Here is a 21444-nt window from a genome sequence, read left to right as displayed (position 1 = left end):
ACGGCCCGATCTTTTGCGATTAGCCAACCTTTGCCGGGTAATGACGGCGTATCGGCATGGATACACCATCCGCGCGGCTTACGCTCGCGGTCGATGAATCGCCACCCGTGCACTCCGCTTCCGCGCGTCTTGTTCGCCTCTTCTGTTCGACTCCCGCGTCTGCGCCGCCCGTCCGGCGCCTCGCGTCTCTCCCCCCGGCTCCCCCCGCGCCGCGTCCCGCCGCTCCTCCGCCTCGCCGTCGCCTGGGCCACCACGCGCGCGCTGATGCTGTGGCTCCTCGCCCACAACAACGAGCGACGCCTGGGACACGGATCGGTCGCGCGCGAAGTGTGGCGGCTCTACTTCCACTGGTACGGCGTGCTGTCGCACGGCGCGTTCCCGGCGCACGACACGCTGTGGCAGTACCCGCCGGGTGCCGGCGCGGTGCTGCTGGCGCCGGGGCTGGTGCCGGAACTGAGCTACTTCCAGGCGTTCGTGGCGCTCACCCTGGCCACCGACGCCCTGGTCACGGCGGCACTGGCCCGCGCGGGCCGGCGCCCCGGCCGCACCCTGCTCGGCGCGGCCCTGTGGACCGGCGGCCTGCCGCTGCTGCTGCACCTTCCGCTGGCCCGCTACGACGTGGAGGTCACCGCCTTCGCCGTGCTCTCCCTGCTGGCGCTGGAGCGCTCCACGCGCGCGTGCGGTGCGCTCGCGGCACTGGGCGCGCTGGTGAAGGTGTGGCCGGCACTGGTGCTGCTCGGCCTGGAGCGCGGACGCCCGACCCGCAGGGCGTGGCTGACCGCGGCCTTGACCGGAACCGTGACCCTGGCGGTCTTCGTGGTGTCGTTCCGCAACCCGCTCGCGTTCCTCCGCCAGCAGGGCGGCCGGGGCGTGCAGGTCGAGTCGCTCGGCGGGACCGCGCTGAGCCTCGCGCGGCACGCGGGCTGGCGGGGCACCACCCGCTACCAGTACGGCGCCATCGAGCTGGTCGGCCCGCACGTGCGCGCGGTCGCGACCGCGTCCCTCGCGCTCACCGCGGCCGCCTTCGCGCTGCTGCTGCTGTGGCGGATCCGGGCCCGGCACTGGACGCCGGCCACCCCCTACGACGCGGCACTGAGCGCCGTTCTCCTCTTCACCGTCACCAGCCGGGTGATCAGCCCGCAGTACATGATCTGGCTGGTGGGCCTGGCCGCCGTCTGCCTGACCTCGCGGCACACCACCCAGCGGCCGGTCGCCGCGCTGGTCCTGGCGGCGACCGCGCTGAGTGCCGTCGCCTACCCCGCGTACTACGCCGAGGTGGTCCACTGCACCTGGACCGGCTGCCTGCTGATGCTGGCCCGCAACGGCCTGCTGGCCACCGCCGCCGTGCTCTCCCTGACCCGGCTGTGGCGCGCCACCCGCCGCCGCGAGGACACGTCGGGTGTCCGCATGACCGCGGTGCGTCAGTACGCCCGTCCGCGCATGTCGGCGGCACCTGGTTCACTGAGGAGTGACCGCGGCTGACCAAAACGCGGGCGGACGAAACACCACGGGCCAACTCACGGAGGGGACGGCCGCACATGACCTGGCTGATCACCGGCGGCGCCGGTTACATCGGGGCGCATGTCGTACGCGCGATGGCGGAGGCGGGCGAGCGGACGGTGGTGTACGACGACCTGTCCACCGGCATCGCCGAGCGCCTGCCGGAGGACGTGCCGCTGGTGACGGGCTCCACGCTCGACGGTGAGAAGGTCGCGCGGGTCCTGGCCGAGCACGAGGTCACCGGGGTCGTGCACCTGGCGGCGAAGAAGCAGGTCGGCGAGTCGGTGGACCGTCCGCTGCACTACTACCACGAGAACGTCGAAGGCCTGCGCGTCCTGCTGCAGGCCGTGACGGAGGCCCGGGTCCCGTCCTTCGTGTTCTCCTCCTCCGCGGCGGTCTACGGCATGCCGGACGTCGAGCTGGTGACAGAGGAGACGCCGTGCGTGCCGATGTCGCCGTACGGCGAGACGAAGCTGGCGGGCGAGTGGCTGGTCCGCGCGACGGGCCGGGCCACCGGCCTGGCCACGGCCTCGCTCCGCTACTTCAACGTGGCCGGCGCGGCCCGCCCGGAACTCGCCGACGTCGGCGTCTACAACCTGGTCCCGATGGTCTTCGAGAAGCTCACGGAGAACGCCCCGCCGCGCATCTTCGGCGACGACTACGCGACCCCGGACGGCACCTGCGTCCGCGACTACATCCACGTGGTGGACCTCGCCGAGGCCCACGTGGCCGCGGCCCGCGCCCTCCAGGCCGAGCCGGGCCGCACTCTCACCCTCAACATCGGGCGCGGCGAGGGCGTCTCGGTCCGCGAGATGATCGACCGCATCAGCACCGTCACCGGCTACGACCTCCCCCCGGCCGTCACCGCCCGCCGCCCCGGCGACCCGGCCCGCGTCGTCGCCTCCGCCGACCGCATCACCACCGAACTCGGCTGGAAGGCCAAACACGACGTCCACGACATGATCACCTCAGCCTGGTCCGGCTGGCTGCGCCTGCATCCGGAGGCGGGCCGGGGCTGAGCCCGCGTACCCTGCGGGGATGCCCCGCCTGACCCGCCCCTCCCGCCTCGACCGTGTCCTGGGCGCCGTCATCGGTTCCGCCGTCGGCGACGCCCTGGGCGCTCCCTTCGAGTTCGGCCCCGAGGGGGCCTTCTCCGCGCGGTTCCCGGGGGAAGGTCACGGTGGCGAGATGTGCGGGGGCGGCGGGTGGGAGCCCGGCGAGGCGACCGACGACACGCAGATGGCCGTGCTGGTCGGGGAGTCCCTGGTGGAACGGGGCGGGCTCGAACTCCCGGACGTCTTCGGGCGGTTCCAGCGGTGGGCGGCGGCCGAGCCGAAGGACATCGGGCTGCAGACCGAGGCCGTGCTCGGCAGCGGAGACCCGTGGGACCTCGCCGCCGCCCTGCACTTCCAGACCAGCCGGCGCGCCGCGGGCAACGGAGCGTTGATGCGTGCCGCGACGTCCGGGGTGTACTTCGCGGCCCTGGGCCGGGACGGCACCATGGACGCCGGCCGCCGGCTGGCGGCGCTCACCCACGGGGACCGGGCCGCCTGGGAGGGCACCGCCATCCTGCACGAGTTGCTGCGGATCGCCCTGTCCGGAGACGACCCGCTGACCGCCGTTCCGGAATCGCTGGATGCGGTCCATCCCGGTCACCGTGACAGGTACGCCATCGTCCTCGACCCCGGCTGGCACCCCGACCTCGCGACCGAGTTCAACGGCGCCGTGTGGCCCTGCCTCGGCTCCGCGGTGTGGGCGCTGCGGACCACCTCCTCCTACGAGGAAGCCGTCCGGGCAGCCGTCGACCTGGGCGGCGACACGGACACCGTCGCGGCGGTCACCGGCGCCCTGGCCGGTGCCGTCCACGGCGTCGGGGCCGTACCGGAGCGGTGGACGGACATCCTGCACGTGCCGCTGCCCGGGTTCGGCGACCGGGTGCTGCGGACGGCGGACCTGTCGGCACTGGCCCGCCGCCTCGGGTCCTGAGGCCCCGTCACTCCACCGTCCTGCGGGCCCGTTTGAGTTCCTCGGAGACGGCCCAGACGTCGGCCACCGGGCCCACGTGGGCGAGTTTGTCGGGGTTGAGGACCAGGCGGACGGCCTGGATGTGGCCGTCGAGGATGTCGAGGGAGAAGGTCTGGAGGACCCTGCCCTGGCGGTCGCGGAGGATCGCGCCGGGCTGGCCGTTGACCTCGTGCCGCTCGGCGGTGACCTCGATGCGGGCCAGCGCCGGGAAGACGGCGGCGAGGAGCCGGGCCACGTTCTGGGCGCCCAGGACCGCGCGGGCCAGCTGCGGGGCCTTGCCGCCGCCGTCGCCGACCAGCGACACGTCGGCGGCGAGCAGGTCCTGGAGGGCGGCCACATCGCCCTCGTGGAGGGCCGCGAAGAAGCGCGCGGCCAGTTCCTCGCGTTCCCTGCGGTCCGCCTCGAAGCGGGGGCGGCCCTCGGCCATGTGGCGCCGGGCCCGCACCGCCAGCTGGCGGCAGGCCGACTCCGAGCGGCCCACCGCCGACGCGACCTCGGGGAAGCCGAAGTCGAACACCTCGCGCAGGACGAAGACCGCGCGCTCCAGGGGGCTGAGCCGTTCCAGGAGCAGCAGGGCCGCCATCGACACCGAGTCGGCCAGCTCCGCCGACCTGACCGGGTCCTCGTAGGGGTCGGCGAGCAGCGGCTCGGGGAACCAGGGTCCGACGTACTCCTCGCGGCGGACCCGGGCCGAGCGCAGTACGTCGATCGAGATCCGGGTCACGGCGGCCGACAGGAAGGCCTTCGGCGACCTGATCTCCGCCGGTGAGCCGGCGAAGCGCAGCCAGGCCTCCTGGACGGCGTCCTCGGCCTCGACGACGCTGCCCAGCAGCCGGTACGCGATCGAGAACAGCAGCGGCCGCAGTTCCTGGAACTCCTCGGTCCTGGACTTCATGTCCACTCCCCCATGCCCATGCCCATGTCCCGTCGAAAGTGCCAGAAGTTCCGGACGTTCAGAAGGAGCCCGGGCCGAACCGGCCCACCGCGACGACCAGCGCGAGGATCAGATAGAAGAGGTTCAGCGCCACGAACGCCCGCTCCCCGCGCCGGCCGTGGGTGATCATCGCACCGGTCATCAGCAGGACCCAGGACGTGGCGGTCACCGGCACCAGTACCGGCGCGACGCCGGTGACGGCGGGCACGACCAGGCCCGCCGCGGCCAGCAGCTCGAGGACGCCCAGCGTCCGTACGAAACCGTCGCCGACGTCACCGGTCCAGCCGCCCCCGTGCGCCGCGGCCAGCTTCTCCCTCGGCACGAACGTCTTGCTGATCCCGCCGGCCAGTGCCACCGCGGCGAGCAGCCCGGCGGTGATCCACAGCGCGAGGTTCATCGTCCACTCCCTGTTCGAGGATGCCTGCGCCCTCTACGACGAGACGGCCGCGCGGCCTGTGACATCCCCGGTCCGAGTGGTCACAGCGCCTTGAGCGCCTCCGTGGTCCCGCGGGCCAGCGCCGCCAGGTACCCCTTCGGCAGCTTGGGGGTGCGGATCACCACCGAGCGCCAGTACAACGGACCGGAGATCAGGTCCATCGCAAGGTCGTCGTCGATGCCCTCGGCGAGTTCACCACGCCGCTGCGCCGCCTCGATGATCTTGCTGGCGACGCCCTCCTGGCCCTCGCGCAGCGTCTTCTGCATGGCCTCGGCGATGTCGGGGTTGCGGGCCGCCTCGGCCTGCAGGTCGGGGATGATCTGGGAGGCGACCGGGTGGCGCAGCGCACGGGAGGTGACCTCGTACAGCAGCCGCAGGTCGCCCTCCAGGGAGCCGGTGTCGGGCACCGGCAGGCCCAGCACGGCGAGGGCGGAGACGACGTCGAGGACCAGGTGCAGCTTGGAGCGCCAGCGGCGGTAGACGGCGGTCTTGCCGACGCCGGCGCGGCGCGCGATGCCCTCGATGGACATCCGGGCGTACCCGACCGCCGCGAGTTCCTCGAAGACGGCGGCCCGGATGGCCTCGGTCACGTCCTCGCGGAGGACGGCCGCCCCGGCGGGGGCTCGTCGGCGCGGACGCGTCTGGGACTCCTCGGCGTTCGTCGTCATGCCTCACAGCATAGGGGCGTAACGACGAAACGGTTGCGTTCCGACGGCTCTCACCACCCGATCGCCGCAACCGCTCCTGCTGAACGACACCCAGCTCACCGCCGTATCGAACACCGCTCCGGTCCGCCCTCCACAACGAATCGGTCGCGGCCCGACCTCGGGAGTGTCACGGCGCACACGTCTCCGTGACGACGAAACGGTTGCGTTCCGACGCCAACTCGGCCTACGCTCCCGTTGCGACGAAACGGTCCCGTCCCGACGTAAGAAAACGTGAAGAAAAGCGTAAGTGAACGCCGGGTGACGGGGCCGGGCGATCAGCCGGACGCCGCAGCACCCCCACCCCCCGAGTGAGAAAGCAGCGGATGTGACCCAGGTTCTCCACACACCGCCCCCGACTCCGGTCACGGCCGAGGACGACCTCGCGGCGCTCGCCGCCCGGCACGGCCTCTCGGTCAGCGGCGCCCGCCCCTCCCTGCCGGCGTACATCCGCCAGCTGTGGGAGCGGCGCCACTTCATCACCGCTTTCGCCACCGCCAAGCTCACCGCCCAGTACGCCCAGGCGAAGCTCGGGCAGGTCTGGCAGGTCATGACCCCGCTGCTGAACGCGGCGGTGTACTACTTCATCTTCGGTGTCCTGCTGCACACCAAGAAGGGCGTGCCGGACTACATCCCGTTCCTGGTCACGGGCGTGTTCATCTGGACGTTCACGCAGAGCTCGATCATGGTCGGCACGCGCGCGATCTCCGGCAACCTCGGCCTCGTCCGGGCCCTGCACTTCCCGCGGGCCGCGCTGCCGATCTCCTTCTGCATCCAGCAGCTCCAGCAGTTGCTGTTCTCCATGGCCGCCCTGGTCGTCATCCTGCTCTGCTTCGGCGTGCCGCTGGCCGCCTCCTGGCTGCTGGCGATCCCGGCGCTGATCCTGCAGTTCAGCTTCAACGCCGGCGTGGCGATGATCATGGCCCGGTGGGGCGCCAAGACCCCGGACATCGCCCAGCTGATGCCGTTCGTGCTGCGCACCTGGATGTACGTCTCCGGCGTCATGTGGAACATCGACAAGCTGACCGGCCAGCACAGCGGCCTGCCGAGCTGGGTGAACCCGGTACTCAAGGCGCAGCCGGCCGCGGTCTACATCGACCTCATGCGCTACGCCCTGATCGACAGCTTCCACGCGCACCAGCTTCCGCCCCACGTCTGGGTCCTCGCGACCGGCTGGGCCCTCGTCGCCGGCGTCGGCGGCTTCATCTACTTCTGGAAGGCTGAGGAGACGTACGGCCGTGGCTGAGAACGCGAGCGACACCCCCAGCATGACCGACACCCCCTCCGTGCGTGAGTCCCGCACCGTGAGCGACGTCCCCACCGTCATCTGCGATGGCGTCGACATCGTCTACCGGGTCAACGGGACCGGCTCCGGACGCGGCTCCGCCACCGCCGCCCTCAACCGCATGCTGCGCCGCAAGCAGGTGGAGCAGGCGGCCGGCGTCCGCAAGGTGCACGCGGTCAAGAACGTCTCCTTCGTCGCCTACAAGGGCGAGGCGATCGGCCTGATCGGCACCAACGGATCCGGCAAGTCGACCCTGCTCAAGGCGGTCGCCGGCCTGCTCCCGGTGGAGAACGGCGCCATCTACACCGACGGCCAGCCCTCGCTCCTCGGCGTCAACGCGGCCCTGATGGGCGACCTGACCGGCGAGAAGAACGTCTACCTCGGCGGCCTCGCCATGGGCATGTCCCGCGAGGAGATCAAGGAGCGCTACCAGGACATCGTCGACTTCTCCGGCATCAACGAGAAGGGCGACTTCATCACCCTCCCGATGCGCACCTACTCCTCCGGCATGGGCGCCCGGCTCCGCTTCTCCATCGCCGCCGCCAAGGACCACGACGTCCTCCTCATCGACGAGGCCCTGGCCACCGGTGACGCGTCCTTCCGCATGCGGTCCGAGGAGCGGATCCGCGAGCTGCGCCAGCACGCGGGCACGGTCTTCCTGGTCAGCCACAACAACAAGTCCATCCGCGACACCTGCGAGCGGGTGCTGTGGCTGGAGCGCGGTGTGCTGCGCATGGACGGGCCCACCGAGGAGGTCCTCGCCGAGTACGAGGCCTTCACCGGCGACAAGTCCGACAAGACCAAGGCGAAGCCCAAGCCGTAGCCGAAGGCCGCCGCCCAGCCTTCCTGGGGCAGGTCCCGCCCACGGACGCGACATGAAAGGCGCCCCGAGCCGTCACCGGCTCGGGGCGCCTTTCATGTCGTACGGACACGACTGCGGCTGCGCTCCTACGAATGTGTGCGCAGCAGCGTCCGCATGGTCCGCATGGCCACCGAGAGGTTGGCCAGGTCGAAGGAGTCCGAGCTGCGGATCTCCTCCAGGGTGGTGCGGGCCCGGCCCAGGATCGCGGCGTTCTTCTGCTCCCAGGCCTGGTAGCGCTGCTCGGGCGTCGACGCGCCGTTGCCCGCGGCGAGCACGTCGGCGGTGAGCATCGCGTGGGCCGAGTACAGGTCCTCGCGGATGGAGGCGCGGGCCATCGACTGCCAGCGGTCGGCCCGCGGGAGCTCGATGATGCGGTCCATCAGCTGGGTGACGCCGAGCCGGTCGGCGAGGTCGTAGTAGACCTCGGCGACGTCCAGCGCCTCCTTGCCCGTGCGGTCGGCCACCGAGACGATGTCCAGCGCCGGGAACGCGGAGGAGAAGCCGGCCACGCGGGTGGCGAGTTCGGCGGGCACGCCGGCGCCGGTCAGCTCGTCGTACACGTGCTGGTACCACTCCAGGTCCGCGCCGCGCAGCAGCTTCGGCAGCTGCTGCCAGACCTGCTCGACCCGCTCCGAGAAGAAGTCGACGGTCTCCAGGAGCTGGAGCGGCTGCGGCCGGTTGTTGAGCAGCCAGCGGGTGCCGCGCTCCACCAGGCGGCGGGAGTGCAGCCGGATCCGGGTCTGGACGGCCGCGTCGACCTTGTTGTCCAGCTCCTCGACCGCGTCCCACACCGGGGCCGAGCGGAAGATCGCGCGGGCCGCGGTCTGCGCCCGCACGATCTCCTCCATGGAGGCCCCGGTCTCCTCGCGCAGCCGGTGCAGGTAGGTCGTGCCACCGGTGTTGACCGTGTCGTTGACCAGCACCGTGGTGGTGATCTCGCGGCGCAGCGGGTGGGTGGCGAGCGCGGCGGCGAACCGCTCGCGCAGGGCCGTCGGGAAGTACGCGTGCAGCAGGCTGCTCAGGTACGGGTCGTCCGGCAGCGTGGTGGCCAGCAGCTCGTCGGCGACCGTGATCTTCGTGTACGCCATCAGCACGGCCGTCTCCGGGCCGGTCAGACCCTGGCCGGTGCCGATGCGCTCGCGGATCTGGCGGTCGGAGGGCAGGAACTCCAGAGCCCGGTCGAGGTGGCCTTCCCTGACCAGGTGGCGCAGGAACCGCTGCTGGGCGTGGAGCATGTCCCCGGACTGGGCGAGCGCATTGGCGATCGCCACGTTCTGCGCGTAGTTGTTGCGCAGCACCAGGGCGCCGACCTCGTCGGTCATCTCGGCGAGCAGCTTGTTGCGCTGCTTGACCGTCATGTCGCCGTCCGCGACCACGCCGTTGAGCAGGATCTTGATGTTCACCTCGTGGTCGGAGGTGTCCACGCCGGCGCTGTTGTCGATGGCGTCGGTGTTGATCTTGCCGCCCTGGCGGGCGAACTCGATCCGGCCCAGCTGGGTCAGGCCCAGGTTGCCGCCCTCTCCGACGACCTTGACCCGCAGGTCGGCGCCGTCGACGCGGATGGCGTCGTTGGCCTTGTCGCCGACGTCCGCGTTGGACTCGGTCGACGCCTTGACGTAGGTGCCGATGCCGCCGTTCCACAGCAGGTCGACCGGTGCCGCGAGGATCGCCTTCATCAGGTCGGCCGGGGTCAGCTTGGTGACCTTCTCCTCGATGCCGAGGGCCTCGCGGATGTGGCTGTTGACCGGGATGGCCTTGGCGCTGCGCGGGAAGATCCCGCCGCCCTGCGAGAGCAGGTCGGTGTCGTAGTCGCCCCAGCTGGAGCGGGGCAGGTCGAACAGGCGGCGGCGCTCGGCGTAGGAGGTGGCCGCGTCCGGGTTCGGATCGATGAAGATGTGCCGGTGGTCGAAGGCGGCGACCAGGCGGATGTGCTCGCTGAGCAGCATGCCGTTGCCGAACACGTCGCCGGACATGTCACCGATGCCGACGACCGTGAAGTCCTCCGTCTGGGTGTCGACGCCCAGCTCCCGGAAGTGCCGCTTCACGGACTCCCAGGCACCGCGCGCGGTGATGCCCATGCCCTTGTGGTCGTAGCCCGCGCTGCCGCCGGAGGCGAAGGCGTCGCCGAGCCAGAAGTTGTAGCTGCCCGCGACCTCGTTGGCGATGTCGGAGAACGTCGCGGTGCCCTTGTCGGCCGCGACCACCAGGTAGGTGTCGTCCTCGTCGTGCCGGACCACGTCCTGCGGGGGCACGACGTCGCCGGCCACCATGTTGTCGGTGATGTCGAGCAGTGCCGAGATGAACGTCTTGTAGCTGGCGATGCCCTCCGCGAGCCACGCGTCCCGGTCCACGCCCGGGTCGGGCAGCTGCTTGGCGACGAAGCCGCCCTTGGCACCGACCGGCACGATGACGGTGTTCTTCACCATCTGCGCCTTCACCAGGCCGAGGATCTCGGTGCGGAAGTCCTCACGCCGGTCGGACCAGCGCAGACCGCCGCGCGCGACCTTGCCGAAGCGCAGGTGCACGCCCTCGACGCGCGGCGAGTACACCCAGATCTCGAACGCCGGACGGGGCGCCGGGAGGTCCGGGATGGCCTGCGGGTCGAACTTCATGGAGACGTACGAGTGCGGCTTGCCCTCGGCCGTCTCCTGGAAGAAGTTGGTGCGCAACGTCGCCTTGATGACGGTCAGGAAGGAACGCAGGATGCGGTCCTCGTCCAGGCTCGCCACCTGGTCGAGGGCCGCGTCCAGCTCTTCCAGGAGGGCGTCGGTGATCTCCAGGCCGGCCTTCTGCCGGTCCGGCGACATCCGCGCCTCGAACAGGGAGACGAGCAGCCGGGTGGTGTGGACGTTGTTGCGGAGGGTGGTCTCCATGTAGTCCTGGGAGAACGTGGAACCGGCCTGCCGCAGGTACTTGGCGTACGCCCGCAGCACCATCGCCTGCCGCCAGCTCAGGCCGGCGCTCAGCACCAGGGCGTTGAAGCCGTCGTTCTCCGCCTGGCCGGTCCACGTCGCCGCGAACGCGTCCTGGAAGCGCTCACGGCCGTCGTCGCCCAGGTAGTCGCCGTTGCCGCCGCCGGACACCTTCGGCATGCGCAGCCCGAAGTCGTAGATCCACGCGGTCGTCCGGTCCGAGCAGCGCAGCTCGTACGGCCGCTCGTCCGTCACCTCGACGCCCAGCCGGCTCAGGACCGGCAGCACGGCCGACAGGGAGATCGCCGCGCCCTTGCGGTAGATCTTGAAGCGGCGCTCGCCGGGGGCGGCGCCGACCGGCTCGTAGAGGCTGAGGGCGAAGTCGTTGCCCGGTTCCTCGGTGAGCCGCTCCAGGCGGACCAGGTCGGCGACCGCCGCGCGCGGGGTGTGGTCGGCCTTGTAGCCCTCGGGGAAGGAGTTGGTGTAGCGGCGCTGCAGCTCGGCCGCGCGCTCCTCGCCGCACTCGGCGTTGAGCGCCTCGGCGAAGGCGTCCGACCAGGAGCGGGCCGCCTCGACCAGGCGGGCCTCGATGCGGTCCTTGTCGGCGTCGGACAGCTCGGGCAGCTCGGTGCCCTGCGGGACACGGACGACGAAGTGCAGCCGGGAGAGGATCGACTCGGTGTTCCAGGCGGTGAAGTCGACGCTGGTGCCGCCGAGCTCCTCCTTCAGGATGTCGATGATCCGCAGCCGGACGCCGGTGGTGTAGCGGTCGCGCGGGAGGTAGACGAGGGCCGAGTAGTAGCGGCCGTACTCGTCCTGGCGCAGGTACAGCCGCAGCCGGCGGCGCTCCTGGAGGTAGAGCACGCTCGTGACGATCGACTCCAGCTCCGGGACCGGGGTCTGGAACATGTCGTCGCGCGGGTAGGTCTCCATGATCTGCATCAGGTCGCGGCCGTCGTGGCTGTTGGGCGAGAAGCCCGCCCGCTCCAGCACCTCTTCGACCTTGCGGCGGATGACCGGCACCCGGCGCACCGACTCGGTGTAGGCGGCGGACGAGAACAGGCCCAGGAAGCGCCGCTCACCCACCACGTTGCCGTCCGCGTCGAACTTCTTGACGCCGACGTAGTCCAGGTACGACGGCCGGTGCACGGTGGCCCGGCTGTTCGCCTTGGTCAGGACGAGGAGCTTGTGCTCACGGGCCTTGGCGCGCGCGTCGGCGGGGAGCCGCTCGAAGGAGGGGCTGACCGGGTGGCCCTCCTGACCGGCGTGCTGCGGGTCGGAGCGCAGGATGCCCAGGCCGGTGCCGGGCACGGCGGCCAGCGAGTCGTCCTCGCGCAGCTGGTACTCGCGGAAGCCGAGGAAGGTGAAGTGGTCGTCGGCCAGCCAGCGCAGCAGCTCGCGGGCCTCCTCGACCTCGGGGCGCGGCAGGTCGGCCGGGACCGGCTCCTCGCCGAGGTTCTCGGCGACGCGGACGGCCGCCTCCCGCATCTTCTCCCAGTCCTCGACGGCCTCACGGACGTCGGACAGCACGCGCAGCAGGTCGGCGGTGATCTGCTTGAGGTCGGAGCGGTCGGTCTCGCGGTCGATCTCGACGTGGATCCAGGACTCGGTGTACGTGTCGTGCGGCAGTTCCTCGCCCATGGCCGGGGTGGGGAGCACCTCGATCATGTTGCCGGTGAGGTCGCGGCGGACGGCGATCTGGGGGTGGATGACGACGTGGATCCCGCGCCCCTGCCGGGTCAGCTCATTGGTGACCGAGTCCACGAGGAAGGGCATGTCGTCGGTGACGACCTCCACCACGGTGTGGGTGCAGGTCCACCCGTTCTCCTCGACGGTCGGGGTGTGGACCCGGACGTTCGCGGTGCCCTGCGGGCGGGTCTCGGCGAGGCGGTAGTGCGAGACGGCCGCGCCGAAGACGTCGACCGGGTCGCGGTCGGCCAGGTCCTCCGGTGCGGTGTGCAGGTAGTAGCGCTGGAGGAACGCAAAGACGGACTCCTGATCCGCCTCTCCCGTCGTCCCAGTCGGTAGGTGCCCCCCGGCCGGGCTGTTCTCAGCTACCCGGGCGGCCCGATCGAGCAGCTCGGCCTTGGCTTCGTCCAGCTTGGTCTGCATTGTCCTCTGGCTCCTGTCGCGCGCCATTGCGTGACGTAGAAGGAAGTACGGGCTCTTCCCCCTGCGGCTCGACGCCACGGCCGGGGTCTCCGGTCTGCTCCGACGCTATGCCGCAAGGTGAGACGAGCGGGGGGTATTGAGCCATATTTGAGCCGCTCCGCAGGTGTGATGCTGCTCTCGGCAGCGCTCCTGCCTGGGCCGCCTTCGGCGCCCTCCGCCCGGGGAGACCAGCGACCGCCACCCGGTCACGGAGGTGTTCCGTGCTCACCGGGCGCAGGGCAGGGGCACCGATGCCCCCGCGAACTATCGCGCTGATCACGCCACCAAGGCTATCGCTCCCGACCGGGGGGCCGTCATGAGCCGTATGTGTACAAAACAGGGGGTGGAACTTTGACGTTCTGCACAGGGGCGCCGCGCCTGCTCGGTTGATGTGGGGGTTGGGGGGTGGCTGAAAACCGATGGTAATGGTGCGGACGCGTGGGGGCTGCTCGCGCAGTTCCCCGCGCCCCTTTGGGGCGCGCTGCCCGGCCGCGTCCATCCAGCCGCGGGCAGTCGTGCCGCTGGGGCGACGGGGGTCCCCCGCTCGAGCGAAGCCGAGAGTGGGGGAGGGTGGGCGCGGCCGGCACCCTGCAAGCGCCGGTAAGCGTCCCCACCCCCCGGCCCCAGCCCACCGGCACAGGCTCACGCCACCAGGCGCTCCGCCTCCTCAACGGCCTCCGCCAGCGAGTCCACGACCGGCACTCCGGCCTGCTCGAGGCTCGCCCTGCCGTGCGACCCGCCGGTGTACAGCACCGCCTTCGCCCCCGCCGCCCGCGCCGCCACCGCGTCGTCCGCCGCGTCCCCGATCACCACGGTCCGACCCGGCCGCACATCCGCCAGCTGCCGCAGATGCCGCACCATGTGCTCGGCCTTGCTGCCCCCCGACGGTCCGACCCGACCGTCCACCCGTATGAAGTGCGGCTCGATCCCGAACCCGCGCACCAAAGGGACCAGTTCGTCATGCGCATACATGCTCAGCAGCGACTGGCTGCGCCCCGCCGAACGCCACCCCGCCAGCAGCTCGGCCGCCCCTTCGGTCAGCCCGCACCTGACGCGGTGCTCGGCGTAGTACCGGTGAAAGATCACGTCCATGACCTCCCACTCGGCCTCCGTCGGCAGCCGCCCCATCAGCCGCTCGTAGAACTTCGGCACCGGCACGCAGTACAGCGCCCGGTACTGGTCCAGTGTGATGGGCGCCAGGCCCAGCTCGGCCGAGGCCGCGTTCGTCGCCCCGATGATCGCGTCGTTGTCGTGGAACAGCGTCCCGTTCCAGTCCCAGACAATGTGTGCGCTTTCGTGCTTCCCCATGCCAAAAACGCTACCCGCCGTCACTGACAATCAAGACCGTCGGCACATCACCGCAGGTCACAGGCGCCCTCGTCGGGCCGCGTCCGTCTCGCCTCAGCCGTCGAGCCCCACCAGGCTCGGGATCTCCTGCGTGGCGTACCAGAGCAGCTCATGGTCTTCGGCCCCGTCCACGACGAACTGGGCGTCGTCGTCACCGCCGTCCGCAGCCGCGAGCGCCCCGGCGGCCGCCGTCACGTCCTCCTCGGCGTCGTCGGAGTCGACGTGCACCGAGGCCGCCCGCGCCAGCGCCACCGTCCCGGTCACCCGGACCTCGCCCAGCGCGGCCGGGTCGAGCCCGCGGTCCGGGTCGGCCGCCGCCGCGCCGTCGGGCACGTCGACGGCGACCACGACCCGGCGCCGCGCCGCGCCCGGGTCGGCGGCCAGCAGTCGCAGGGAGGCCAGCGCGGCCCGGTTGAGCGCGGCGTACTCCAGTTCCTCTATGTCGTCGGAGAGGTACCACTCGCGCAGCGCCGGGGTGACCGCGTAGGCGACGAACGGACCGGTCCCCAGCTCGCCCGTCTTGTGCGCCTCGGCAAGCCCGGGGAGGGTCAGGGGGACGTAGACGCGCATGGCTGGGCCGCTCTCTTCCGGACTCTTCACTCTGCTTCGGCATGGCCCCCGGGGAAGGCCTGGCGCCTTCCGGAGGGCCTTCAGGATACGTGCGGGCGTCCCCTTTCGGGTCCCGGGCGGTGACGTCGGGGGCGTCCACCCGGCGCCCCTGGATTCACCCGGTACTGCCGCCCGCCCAGCGGGTTTCCGGCACCTCCGGCCACTCGGATAGGTGAACATTCCCGGACCTCCGGCACGGACCGCCGTCGCCTTGCTGACGCCCTCCCGGCCCCGTACAAGATCCGTAACCGAAAGTTACCTCCCGGTACCCGCCGGGCCCGCCGAACGGGGACCCCCATGAACAAGGTCATGACCAGGACCGCCCAGCTCCGCCCGGCCACCCGGCCCCCAGGCCGCCGCGACTCCCGCCGTCCCGGCGCCCCCTCCTCCCGCCGGCCGCTCACGCCTCCGGCGGCCCCGCCGGGCCCCCGTCCCACCGACCTCTTCGCGGAGCGTCTGCTGGCCGTCCTGAGCGGCCGCCGCCCCGTCCACTGGATGCTCCGGCACACCGCGGGACCGGCCTACGACGACCTGGCCCGCCTCGCCGAGCGCGGCCCCCTGCGCAACCGCGGCGCCGACCCCGTCGTCCGCGACATCGGCTACTACGTCCCCCGCTCCGGCGCCCTGGAGGTCTTCGCCCGCATCGCCGCGGGCGACCGGCTGCGCGCGCTGGCCTTCCGCCTGGAGCAGGGCGTGGACCTGCGCTGGCGCTGCACGGCGGTGGAGATGGGCGGCCCACGCCCGCCGCACGGCCCCTGACGGCCGGAGCCCGGCCGGGGGCCCGCCGTGACCACCCCATGCCGAAGGGCCGGCCCCCCTGTCCAGGGTGACCGGCCCTCGCGAACGCCCGTAGGCGCCGGGTTACTTCCTGCGGCCGCGGCGGCTCTTCGCCTGCTTGCGACGCTCGGCGCGCGTCAGGCCGTCGGCCTCGGAGCGGGCCGGCTCGTCGTCGTAGTCGAAGTCGCCCTCGACGATGCCGCCCTCGCCGTCCACCGTGGCGGCCGAGAAGTGCATGCCCCGCCGCTGCGGCGCCTCGAGACCCTTCGCCCGGATCTCGGGACGGGAACCCGCCTGGGCCGGCACCGCGTCCTGGACGCCCTCCACCGCCTCGACGTCCTCGACCGGGACCTCCTCGACCTGCTGCTCGACCTGGACCTCCAGGTTGAACAGGTAGCCGACGGACTCCTCCTTGATGCCGTCCATCATCGCGGTGAACATGTCGAAGCCCTCGCGCTGGTACTCCACCAGCGGGTCCTTCTGGGCCATCGCCCGCAGGCCGATGCCCTCCTGGAGGTAGTCCATCTCGTAGAGGTGCTCGCGCCACTTGCGGTCCAGGACCGACAGCACGACCCGGCGCTCCAGCTCACGCATGATCTCGGAGCCGAGCTGCGCCTCACGCGACTCGTACTGCTCGTGGATGTCGTCCTTGATGGACTCGGAGATGTACTCGGCGGTCAGGCCCGCACGGTCGCCGGCCGCCTCCTCCAGCTCTTCGACGGTGACCTTGACCGGGTAGAGCTGCTTGAAGGCGCCCCACAGGCGGTCGAGGTCCCAGTCCTCCGGGAAGCCCTCGGCGGTCTCCGCGCCGACGTACGCGTCGATCGTGTCGTCCATGAAGTGGTGGATCTGCTCCTGCAGGTCCTCGCCCTCCAGGACGCGGCGGCGCTCGCCGTAGATGACCTCGCGCTGGCGGTTGAGCACCTCGTCGTACTTCAGGACGTTCTTACGGGTCTCGAAGTTCTGCTGCTCGACCTGCGACTGCGCGGAGGCGATCGCGCGGGTGACCATCTTGTTCTCGATCGGCACGTCGTCCGGCACGTTCGCCATGGACATCACGCGCTCGACCATCTGGGCCTTGAACAGGCGCATCAGGTCGTCGCCGAGGGAGAGGTAGAAGCGGGACTCGCCGGGGTCGCCCTGACGCCCGGAACGGCCGCGCAGCTGGTTGTCGATCCGGCGCGACTCGTGCCGCTCGGTGCCCAGGACGTAGAGCCCGCCGAGTTCCTTGACCTCCTCGAACTCCGCCTTGACCGCCCGCTCGGCCTTCTCCAGGGCGGCGGGAAGGGCCTGCGCCCACTCCTCGATGTGCTCGTCGGGGTCGAGGCCGCGCTGGCGCAGCTCCGCCTCGGCGAGGTCCTCGGGGTTGCCGCCGAGCTTGATGTCCGTACCACGGCCCGCCATGTTGGTGGCCACCGTGACGGCGCCCTTGCGGCCGGCCTGGGCGACGATCGAGGCCTCGCGCTCGTGGTGCTTGGCGTTGAGGACCTCGTGCTGGATGCCGCGCTTGGAGAGCTGCTGCGAGAGGTACTCCGACTTCTCCACGGAGGTCGTGCCGACCAGGATCGGCTGGCCCTTCTCGTGCTTCTCCGCGATGTCGTCGACGACCGCCTCGAACTTGGCGACCTCGGTGCGGTAGATCAGGTCCGACTGGTCCTTGCGGACCATCGGCCGGTTCGTCGGGATCGGGACCACGCCGAGCTTGTAGATCTGGTGGAACTCGGCGGCCTCCGTCATGGCCGTACCGGTCATGCCGGACAGGCCGGGCAGCTCCTTGCCGCTGTGGTCGTGGCGCTTGTAGAGGCGGAAGAAGTTCTGCAGGGTGATCGTGGCGAGCGTCTGGTTCTCGTCCTTGATGTCCACCCCTTCCTTCGCCTCGATCGCCTGGTGCATGCCCTCGTTGTAGCGGCGGCCGGCGAGGATACGGCCGGTGTGCTCGTCGACGATCATGACCTCGCCGTCGAGGACGACGTAGTCCTTGTCCCTCTTGAAGAGCTCCTTCGCCTTGATGGCGTTGTTCAGGTAGCCCACCAGAGGCGTGTTGACCGACTCGTAGAGGTTGTCGATGCCCAGCCAGTCCTCGACCTTGCTGACGCCGGACTCGTGGATGGCGACGGTGCGCTTCTTCTCGTCGACGTCGTAGTCGCCGGTCTCCTCCTGGCCCTTGAGCGGGTTGCCGGCCTCGCCCTTCTTCAGGCGCAGGACCAGCTTGGCGAAGTCGCCGTACCACTTGGTGGCCTGGTCGGCCGGGCCGGAGATGATCAGCGGCGTACGGGCCTCGTCGACCAGGATGGAGTCGACCTCGTCCACGATGGCGTAGTTGTGGCCGCGCTGGACGAGCTCGTCCTGGGCCCACGCCATGTTGTCGCGCAGGTAGTCGAAGCCGAACTCGTTGTTCGTGCCGTACGTGATGTCACACGCGTACTGCTCGCGGCGCTGGGCCGGCGTCATGTTGGCGAGGATGCAGCCGACGGTCAGGCCCAGGAACTTGTGGACGCGGCCCATCATCTCGGAGTCGCGCTCGGCCAGGTAGTCGTTGACCGTGATGAGGTGGACGCCCTTGCCCGCCAGCGCGTTGAGGTACGCGGGCAGGGTGCCGACGAGGGTCTTGCCCTCACCGGTCTTCATCTCGGCCACGTAGCCGAGGTGGAGGGCCGCACCGCCCATGATCTGCACGTCGTAGTGGCGCTGGCCGAGGGCGCGCTTGGCGGCCTCGCGGACGGTGGCGAACGCCTCGGGGAGCAGGTCGTCGAGGCTCTCACCGTCGGCATAGCGCTGCTTGTACTCATCGGTGAGGGCCCGCAGCTCGGCGTCGGAGAGGTCGACGAAGTCCTCTTCGATGGAGTTGACCTGGTCCGCGATGCGGTGCAGCTTGCGCAGGATCTTGCCTTCGCCTGCACGCATGATCTTCGAGAGGACGGACACGGGGGTTAGTCTCCTTGCCGGTCGGGCCTGGGAGGGTCGGTTTCCATTTGACGTACTGAGCAACGGCCATCGTATGCGAGGACCCGGCCGTGTCGGGAGGCCTGGCGGTCCGACGACCGTCCGCCGCTTTCCTGCGGGCCCTGCGAGCCCGTTTCACGCTTCACCCGGGACAACGGCCGGGATACACGGATAGTGCCGCGCCGGAGCCAGGAATTGCGCGAAATGTGATCACTTGCTCACGGAGAGCGAAATCGATGGCGTACCGGACGGGGGGCGAGCAGAATCAGCCGATGGAACCCGTCACGCTCACCACCCCTCGTCTGCTGCTGCGCGCGGTCGGCCCGCAGGACACCGATGCGGTGTACGCGGCCGTCCAGGATCCCGACATCCAGCGCTGGACGACGATTCCCTCGCCCTACCTCGCCGAGCACGCCCGCAGCTTCACGGAGCAGATGGTCCCCGACGGCTGGTCCGAGGGCTCGATGTTCACCTTCGGGGTCTTCCTGCCGACGGGCGGGCTGGCCGGGATGCTCGCCCTGACCATGCGCTCCCTCGGCACGGCCGAGGTGGGTTTCTGGACCGCCAAGGAGCACCGCGGCCACGGCTACACCGCCGAGGCCACCCTCGCGGCCGCCCGCTGGGCGTTCACGCGGATGGCTATCGACCGGGTCGAATGGCGTGCCGAGGTCGGCAACCACGCCTCCCGCGCGGTCGCGCAACGCGCCGGCTTCACCCTCGAGGGCACCCTCCGCTCCTCCCTCAACAACAAGGGCGTACGACGCGACTGCTGGGTCGGCTCCCTGCTCCCCTCGGACCTGGGCCTGCCCTCCGCGGCGCCCTACCTGCCGACCCCCTCGCAGGGCTGAAACCCCAGCTCGCGCGGGACTGTCAGTGCCACCCTCTATCGTCCGACCCATGACGACCCTCCCGCGCCCCGCCGCCGTCCTCTCGGCGGACGAAGCCCGTCGTATCGCGCTGAAGGCACAGGGCTTCCTCGGCGCCCCCGACCGCCGTGCCGGCGTCCGGGGCGTGCTCCGCCACCTCGGCGCGGTCCAGCTCGACACCATCTCGGTCCTCGCCCGCTCCCACGAGCTGATCCCGTACGCCCGCCTCGGCCGGGTCGGCCGCCGGACGGTCGACGCCGCCTACTGGACGGACACGCACGCCTTCGAGTACTGGTCGCACGCCGCCTGCATCCTTCCCATCGAGGAGTGGCCGCACTTCGCCTTCCGCCGGCGCGCCTACCGCGACCGCCCGCACTGGAGCCACGACCTCCCGGACGGCGTCTACGACCAGGTCATCAAGCAGTTGCGCGGCGAGGGTCCGCTGACCGCGACGGAGCTGGGCGGCGCGAAGAAGACCAGCGAGTGGTGGGACTGGTCCGGCACCAAGGTCGCCGTGGAGCGCGCCCTGATGTACGGCGAGGTGGTGTGCGTCGAGCGGCGCGGCTGGAAGCGGGTGTACGACCTGGCCGAGCGCGCCGTCCCGGCCGAGCTGCTCCACGACGAGCTGGACGACGCCGAGTGCCTGCGCCGCCTGGTCCGGCTGGCCGGTCAGTCGCTGGGCGTCGGCACGCGCGCGGACATCGCCGACTACCACCGGCTCAAGGGTGAGCAGGTCGACGCGGTGATCGCCGACTCGGGTCTGGTCCCGGTGGAGGTGGAGGGCTGGGGGAAGCCCGCCTGGGCCGACCCGGCGGCCCTGGCCGCACCCCCGCGCGGCCGGCACCGTACGACGCTGCTCTCCCCGTTCGACTCCCTGATCTGGGACCGGGCGCGCACGGAGCGGATCTTCGGCTTCACCCACCGCCTGGAGGCCTACGTCCCGAAGCCGAAGCGGGTGTACGGCTATTACGCGATGCCGGTGCTGGCCGGCGGCCGGCTGGTGGGCCGGGTGGACCCGGCGCGCGAGGCGGGCGGCGTCCTGGTGGCCCGCCAGGTCACGCTGGACGGCCCGAAGGCGGTACCGGCGGTGGCGGAGGCACTGGTCGAGGCGGCGAGCTGGGTGGACTGCACGACAGTGCGCGTGGAGCGCGTGGACGCCCCCGGGCTGCGCGAGCCGCTCCTCAAGGAAGTGGCCCGTGCCCTGATCGCCGCGCTGCGCTGACCGTTACCCGCGTCGAGGCCGAATGCGGTTACCTCAGCGGATTTCGAGGATCTTCTCCCGCATCGCGTAGACCACCGCCTCCATCCTGGAGTGCAGCTGCAGCTTCTCCAGGATGTTGCGCACATGGTTCTTCACGGTGTTCTCGGAGATGAACAACTCCTTCGCGATATCGCGGTTGTTCATCCCGGTGGCGACCAGCTTGAGCACTTCGAGTTCACGGTCGGTCAGCCGCGGTGCCGGCACCAGCCGGCGCTCGTCGGTGCGCTGGATCATCGACTTGAACTCGGTGAGGAGTTTCGACGCCATGGACGGGCTGATCTGTGACTGGCCGTCGGCCACCGCGCGAATTGCGGTGGCCACCTCGTCGGTGGAGATCTCCTTGAGGAGGTATCCGGTCGCGCCCGCTTTGATCGCGTCGTAGAGGTCGGCTTCCTCGTCGCTGATCGTCAGCATGATGATCTTCGCGCTGGGCGCGACCTCCTTGATGGAGGTGCAGGCCTCGATGCCGCCGCGCTTGGGCATCCGGACGTCCATCAGCACGATGTCGGGCAGCAGGTCGGCGGCCTTGTCGACGGCCTCCGCGCCGTCACCCGCCTCTCCGACGACCTGGATGTCCTCCTCGGCGGCGAGCACGATCTCCAGTCCGCGGCGGAAGAGGGCATGGTCGTCGACGACAAGGACTCTGATCGGTTCCTTGCGTGGAGTACCGCCCGCGTCCGGGCTGATGCCGACGACGCCGCCGTCGGCATCACCGTCCCGCATCGGTCCGAAGCTGTCCGCCATCGTTCCTCCCCCTGAAGGCTGTGGCCTGTGGTGCTGTGCCATCCGCCAACCCAAGGCAGCGGCCCACCGGTTGGTCCGCCCTGGCCAT

The 21444-nt window shown here is 70.9% G+C and carries 16 protein-coding genes; 8 read left to right on the top strand and 8 right to left on the bottom strand.

The window, feature by feature from the left end; translation table 11 throughout:
- The first annotated feature begins 264 nt into the window (after positions 1 to 264).
- Genes BLW82_RS26060 through BLW82_RS26050 form a run of 3 tightly spaced genes read left to right on the top strand, consistent with a single transcriptional unit; the run spans position 265 to position 3486 of the window.
- Positions 265 to 1482, top strand: a complete 1218-nt coding sequence (locus BLW82_RS26060; RefSeq protein WP_256216231.1) for a glycosyltransferase family 87 protein — start codon at positions 265 to 267, stop codon at positions 1480 to 1482.
- Between the two features lie 56 nt (positions 1483 to 1538).
- The gene (gene galE / locus BLW82_RS26055; RefSeq protein ID WP_093502270.1) at positions 1539 to 2519 is read left to right on the top strand and encodes a UDP-glucose 4-epimerase GalE; all 981 of its coding nucleotides are present in this window, start codon (positions 1539 to 1541) and stop codon (positions 2517 to 2519) included.
- Between the two features lie 19 nt (positions 2520 to 2538).
- Positions 2539 to 3486, top strand: coding sequence for an ADP-ribosylglycohydrolase family protein (locus tag BLW82_RS26050; protein WP_093502268.1), 948 nt, complete (start codon positions 2539 to 2541; stop codon positions 3484 to 3486).
- Between the two features lie 7 nt (positions 3487 to 3493).
- Here the strand turns inward: BLW82_RS26050 and BLW82_RS26045 are convergent, their stop codons facing one another.
- The 3 genes from BLW82_RS26045 to BLW82_RS26035 all read right to left on the bottom strand — a co-directional run bounded on the left by BLW82_RS26045 (position 3494) and on the right by BLW82_RS26035 (position 5563).
- The gene (locus BLW82_RS26045) at positions 3494 to 4420 is read right to left on the bottom strand and encodes an RNA polymerase sigma-70 factor (RefSeq protein ID WP_093502266.1); all 927 of its coding nucleotides are present in this window, start codon (positions 4418 to 4420) and stop codon (positions 3494 to 3496) included.
- Positions 4421 to 4478: 58 nt separating this feature from the next.
- Positions 4479 to 4856: a DoxX family protein gene (locus BLW82_RS26040; RefSeq protein WP_093502264.1), complete on the bottom strand. Its 378-nt coding sequence runs from the start codon at positions 4854 to 4856 to the stop codon at positions 4479 to 4481.
- Positions 4857 to 4936: 80 nt separating this feature from the next.
- Positions 4937 to 5563: a TetR/AcrR family transcriptional regulator gene (locus BLW82_RS26035; protein WP_093502262.1), complete on the bottom strand. Its 627-nt coding sequence runs from the start codon at positions 5561 to 5563 to the stop codon at positions 4937 to 4939.
- A 364-nt stretch (positions 5564 to 5927) separates the two neighbouring features.
- Here BLW82_RS26035 and BLW82_RS26030 point away from each other — a divergent pair, with 364 nt between their 5' ends.
- Complete coding sequence (locus BLW82_RS26030; protein ID WP_093502260.1) at positions 5928 to 6845, top strand: ABC transporter permease; 918 nt, start codon at positions 5928 to 5930, stop codon at positions 6843 to 6845.
- Positions 6846 to 6867: 22 nt separating this feature from the next.
- Positions 6868 to 7707 carry an ABC transporter ATP-binding protein gene (locus BLW82_RS26025; RefSeq protein ID WP_093508267.1) on the top strand — a complete coding sequence of 280 codons (840 nt, stop codon included), beginning with the start codon at positions 6868 to 6870 and terminating at the stop codon, positions 7705 to 7707.
- A 125-nt stretch (positions 7708 to 7832) separates the two neighbouring features.
- Here BLW82_RS26025 and BLW82_RS26020 read toward each other — a convergent pair whose 3' ends face one another.
- The 3 genes from BLW82_RS26020 to BLW82_RS26010 form a co-directional block, all read right to left on the bottom strand.
- Complete coding sequence (locus BLW82_RS26020; RefSeq protein ID WP_093502258.1) at positions 7833 to 12770, bottom strand: NAD-glutamate dehydrogenase; 4938 nt, start codon at positions 12768 to 12770, stop codon at positions 7833 to 7835.
- Between the two features lie 681 nt (positions 12771 to 13451).
- Positions 13452 to 14117, bottom strand: a complete 666-nt coding sequence (locus tag BLW82_RS26015; RefSeq protein WP_093502256.1) for an HAD family hydrolase — start codon at positions 14115 to 14117, stop codon at positions 13452 to 13454.
- 93 nt (positions 14118 to 14210) lie between these two features.
- Positions 14211 to 14726, bottom strand: a complete 516-nt coding sequence (locus BLW82_RS26010; RefSeq protein ID WP_093502254.1) for a DUF6912 family protein — start codon at positions 14724 to 14726, stop codon at positions 14211 to 14213.
- A 336-nt stretch (positions 14727 to 15062) separates the two neighbouring features.
- Here BLW82_RS26010 and BLW82_RS26005 point away from each other — a divergent pair, with 336 nt between their 5' ends.
- Positions 15063 to 15524, top strand: a complete 462-nt coding sequence (locus tag BLW82_RS26005; RefSeq protein WP_093502252.1) for an Rv3235 family protein — start codon at positions 15063 to 15065, stop codon at positions 15522 to 15524.
- Between the two features lie 102 nt (positions 15525 to 15626).
- Here BLW82_RS26005 and secA read toward each other — a convergent pair whose 3' ends face one another.
- Complete coding sequence (secA, locus tag BLW82_RS26000) at positions 15627 to 18467, bottom strand: preprotein translocase subunit SecA (RefSeq protein ID WP_093502250.1); 2841 nt, start codon at positions 18465 to 18467, stop codon at positions 15627 to 15629.
- A gap of 290 nt (positions 18468 to 18757) precedes the next feature.
- On the opposite strand from secA, the gene BLW82_RS25995 reads away from it, so the two are divergent.
- Both BLW82_RS25995 and BLW82_RS25990 read left to right on the top strand, forming a co-directional pair.
- Positions 18758 to 19333, top strand: coding sequence for a GNAT family N-acetyltransferase (locus BLW82_RS25995; protein WP_093508266.1), 576 nt, complete (start codon positions 18758 to 18760; stop codon positions 19331 to 19333).
- A gap of 49 nt (positions 19334 to 19382) precedes the next feature.
- Positions 19383 to 20573 carry a winged helix-turn-helix domain-containing protein gene (locus BLW82_RS25990; RefSeq protein ID WP_093502248.1) on the top strand — a complete coding sequence of 397 codons (1191 nt, stop codon included), beginning with the start codon at positions 19383 to 19385 and terminating at the stop codon, positions 20571 to 20573.
- 33 nt (positions 20574 to 20606) lie between these two features.
- On the opposite strand, the gene BLW82_RS25985 is transcribed toward BLW82_RS25990, so the two are convergent.
- Entirely contained in the window at positions 20607 to 21356 is a 750-nt protein-coding gene (locus tag BLW82_RS25985) for a response regulator (protein ID WP_093502246.1), read from the bottom strand.
- Positions 21357 to 21444: the final 88 nt, after the last annotated feature.

Origin of the sequence: Streptomyces sp. Ag109_O5-10 (genome assembly GCF_900105755.1) — a bacterium.
Classification (GTDB): domain Bacteria; phylum Actinomycetota; class Actinomycetes; order Streptomycetales; family Streptomycetaceae; genus Streptomyces.
This window is presented reverse-complemented; position numbering and strand designations above follow the sequence as displayed.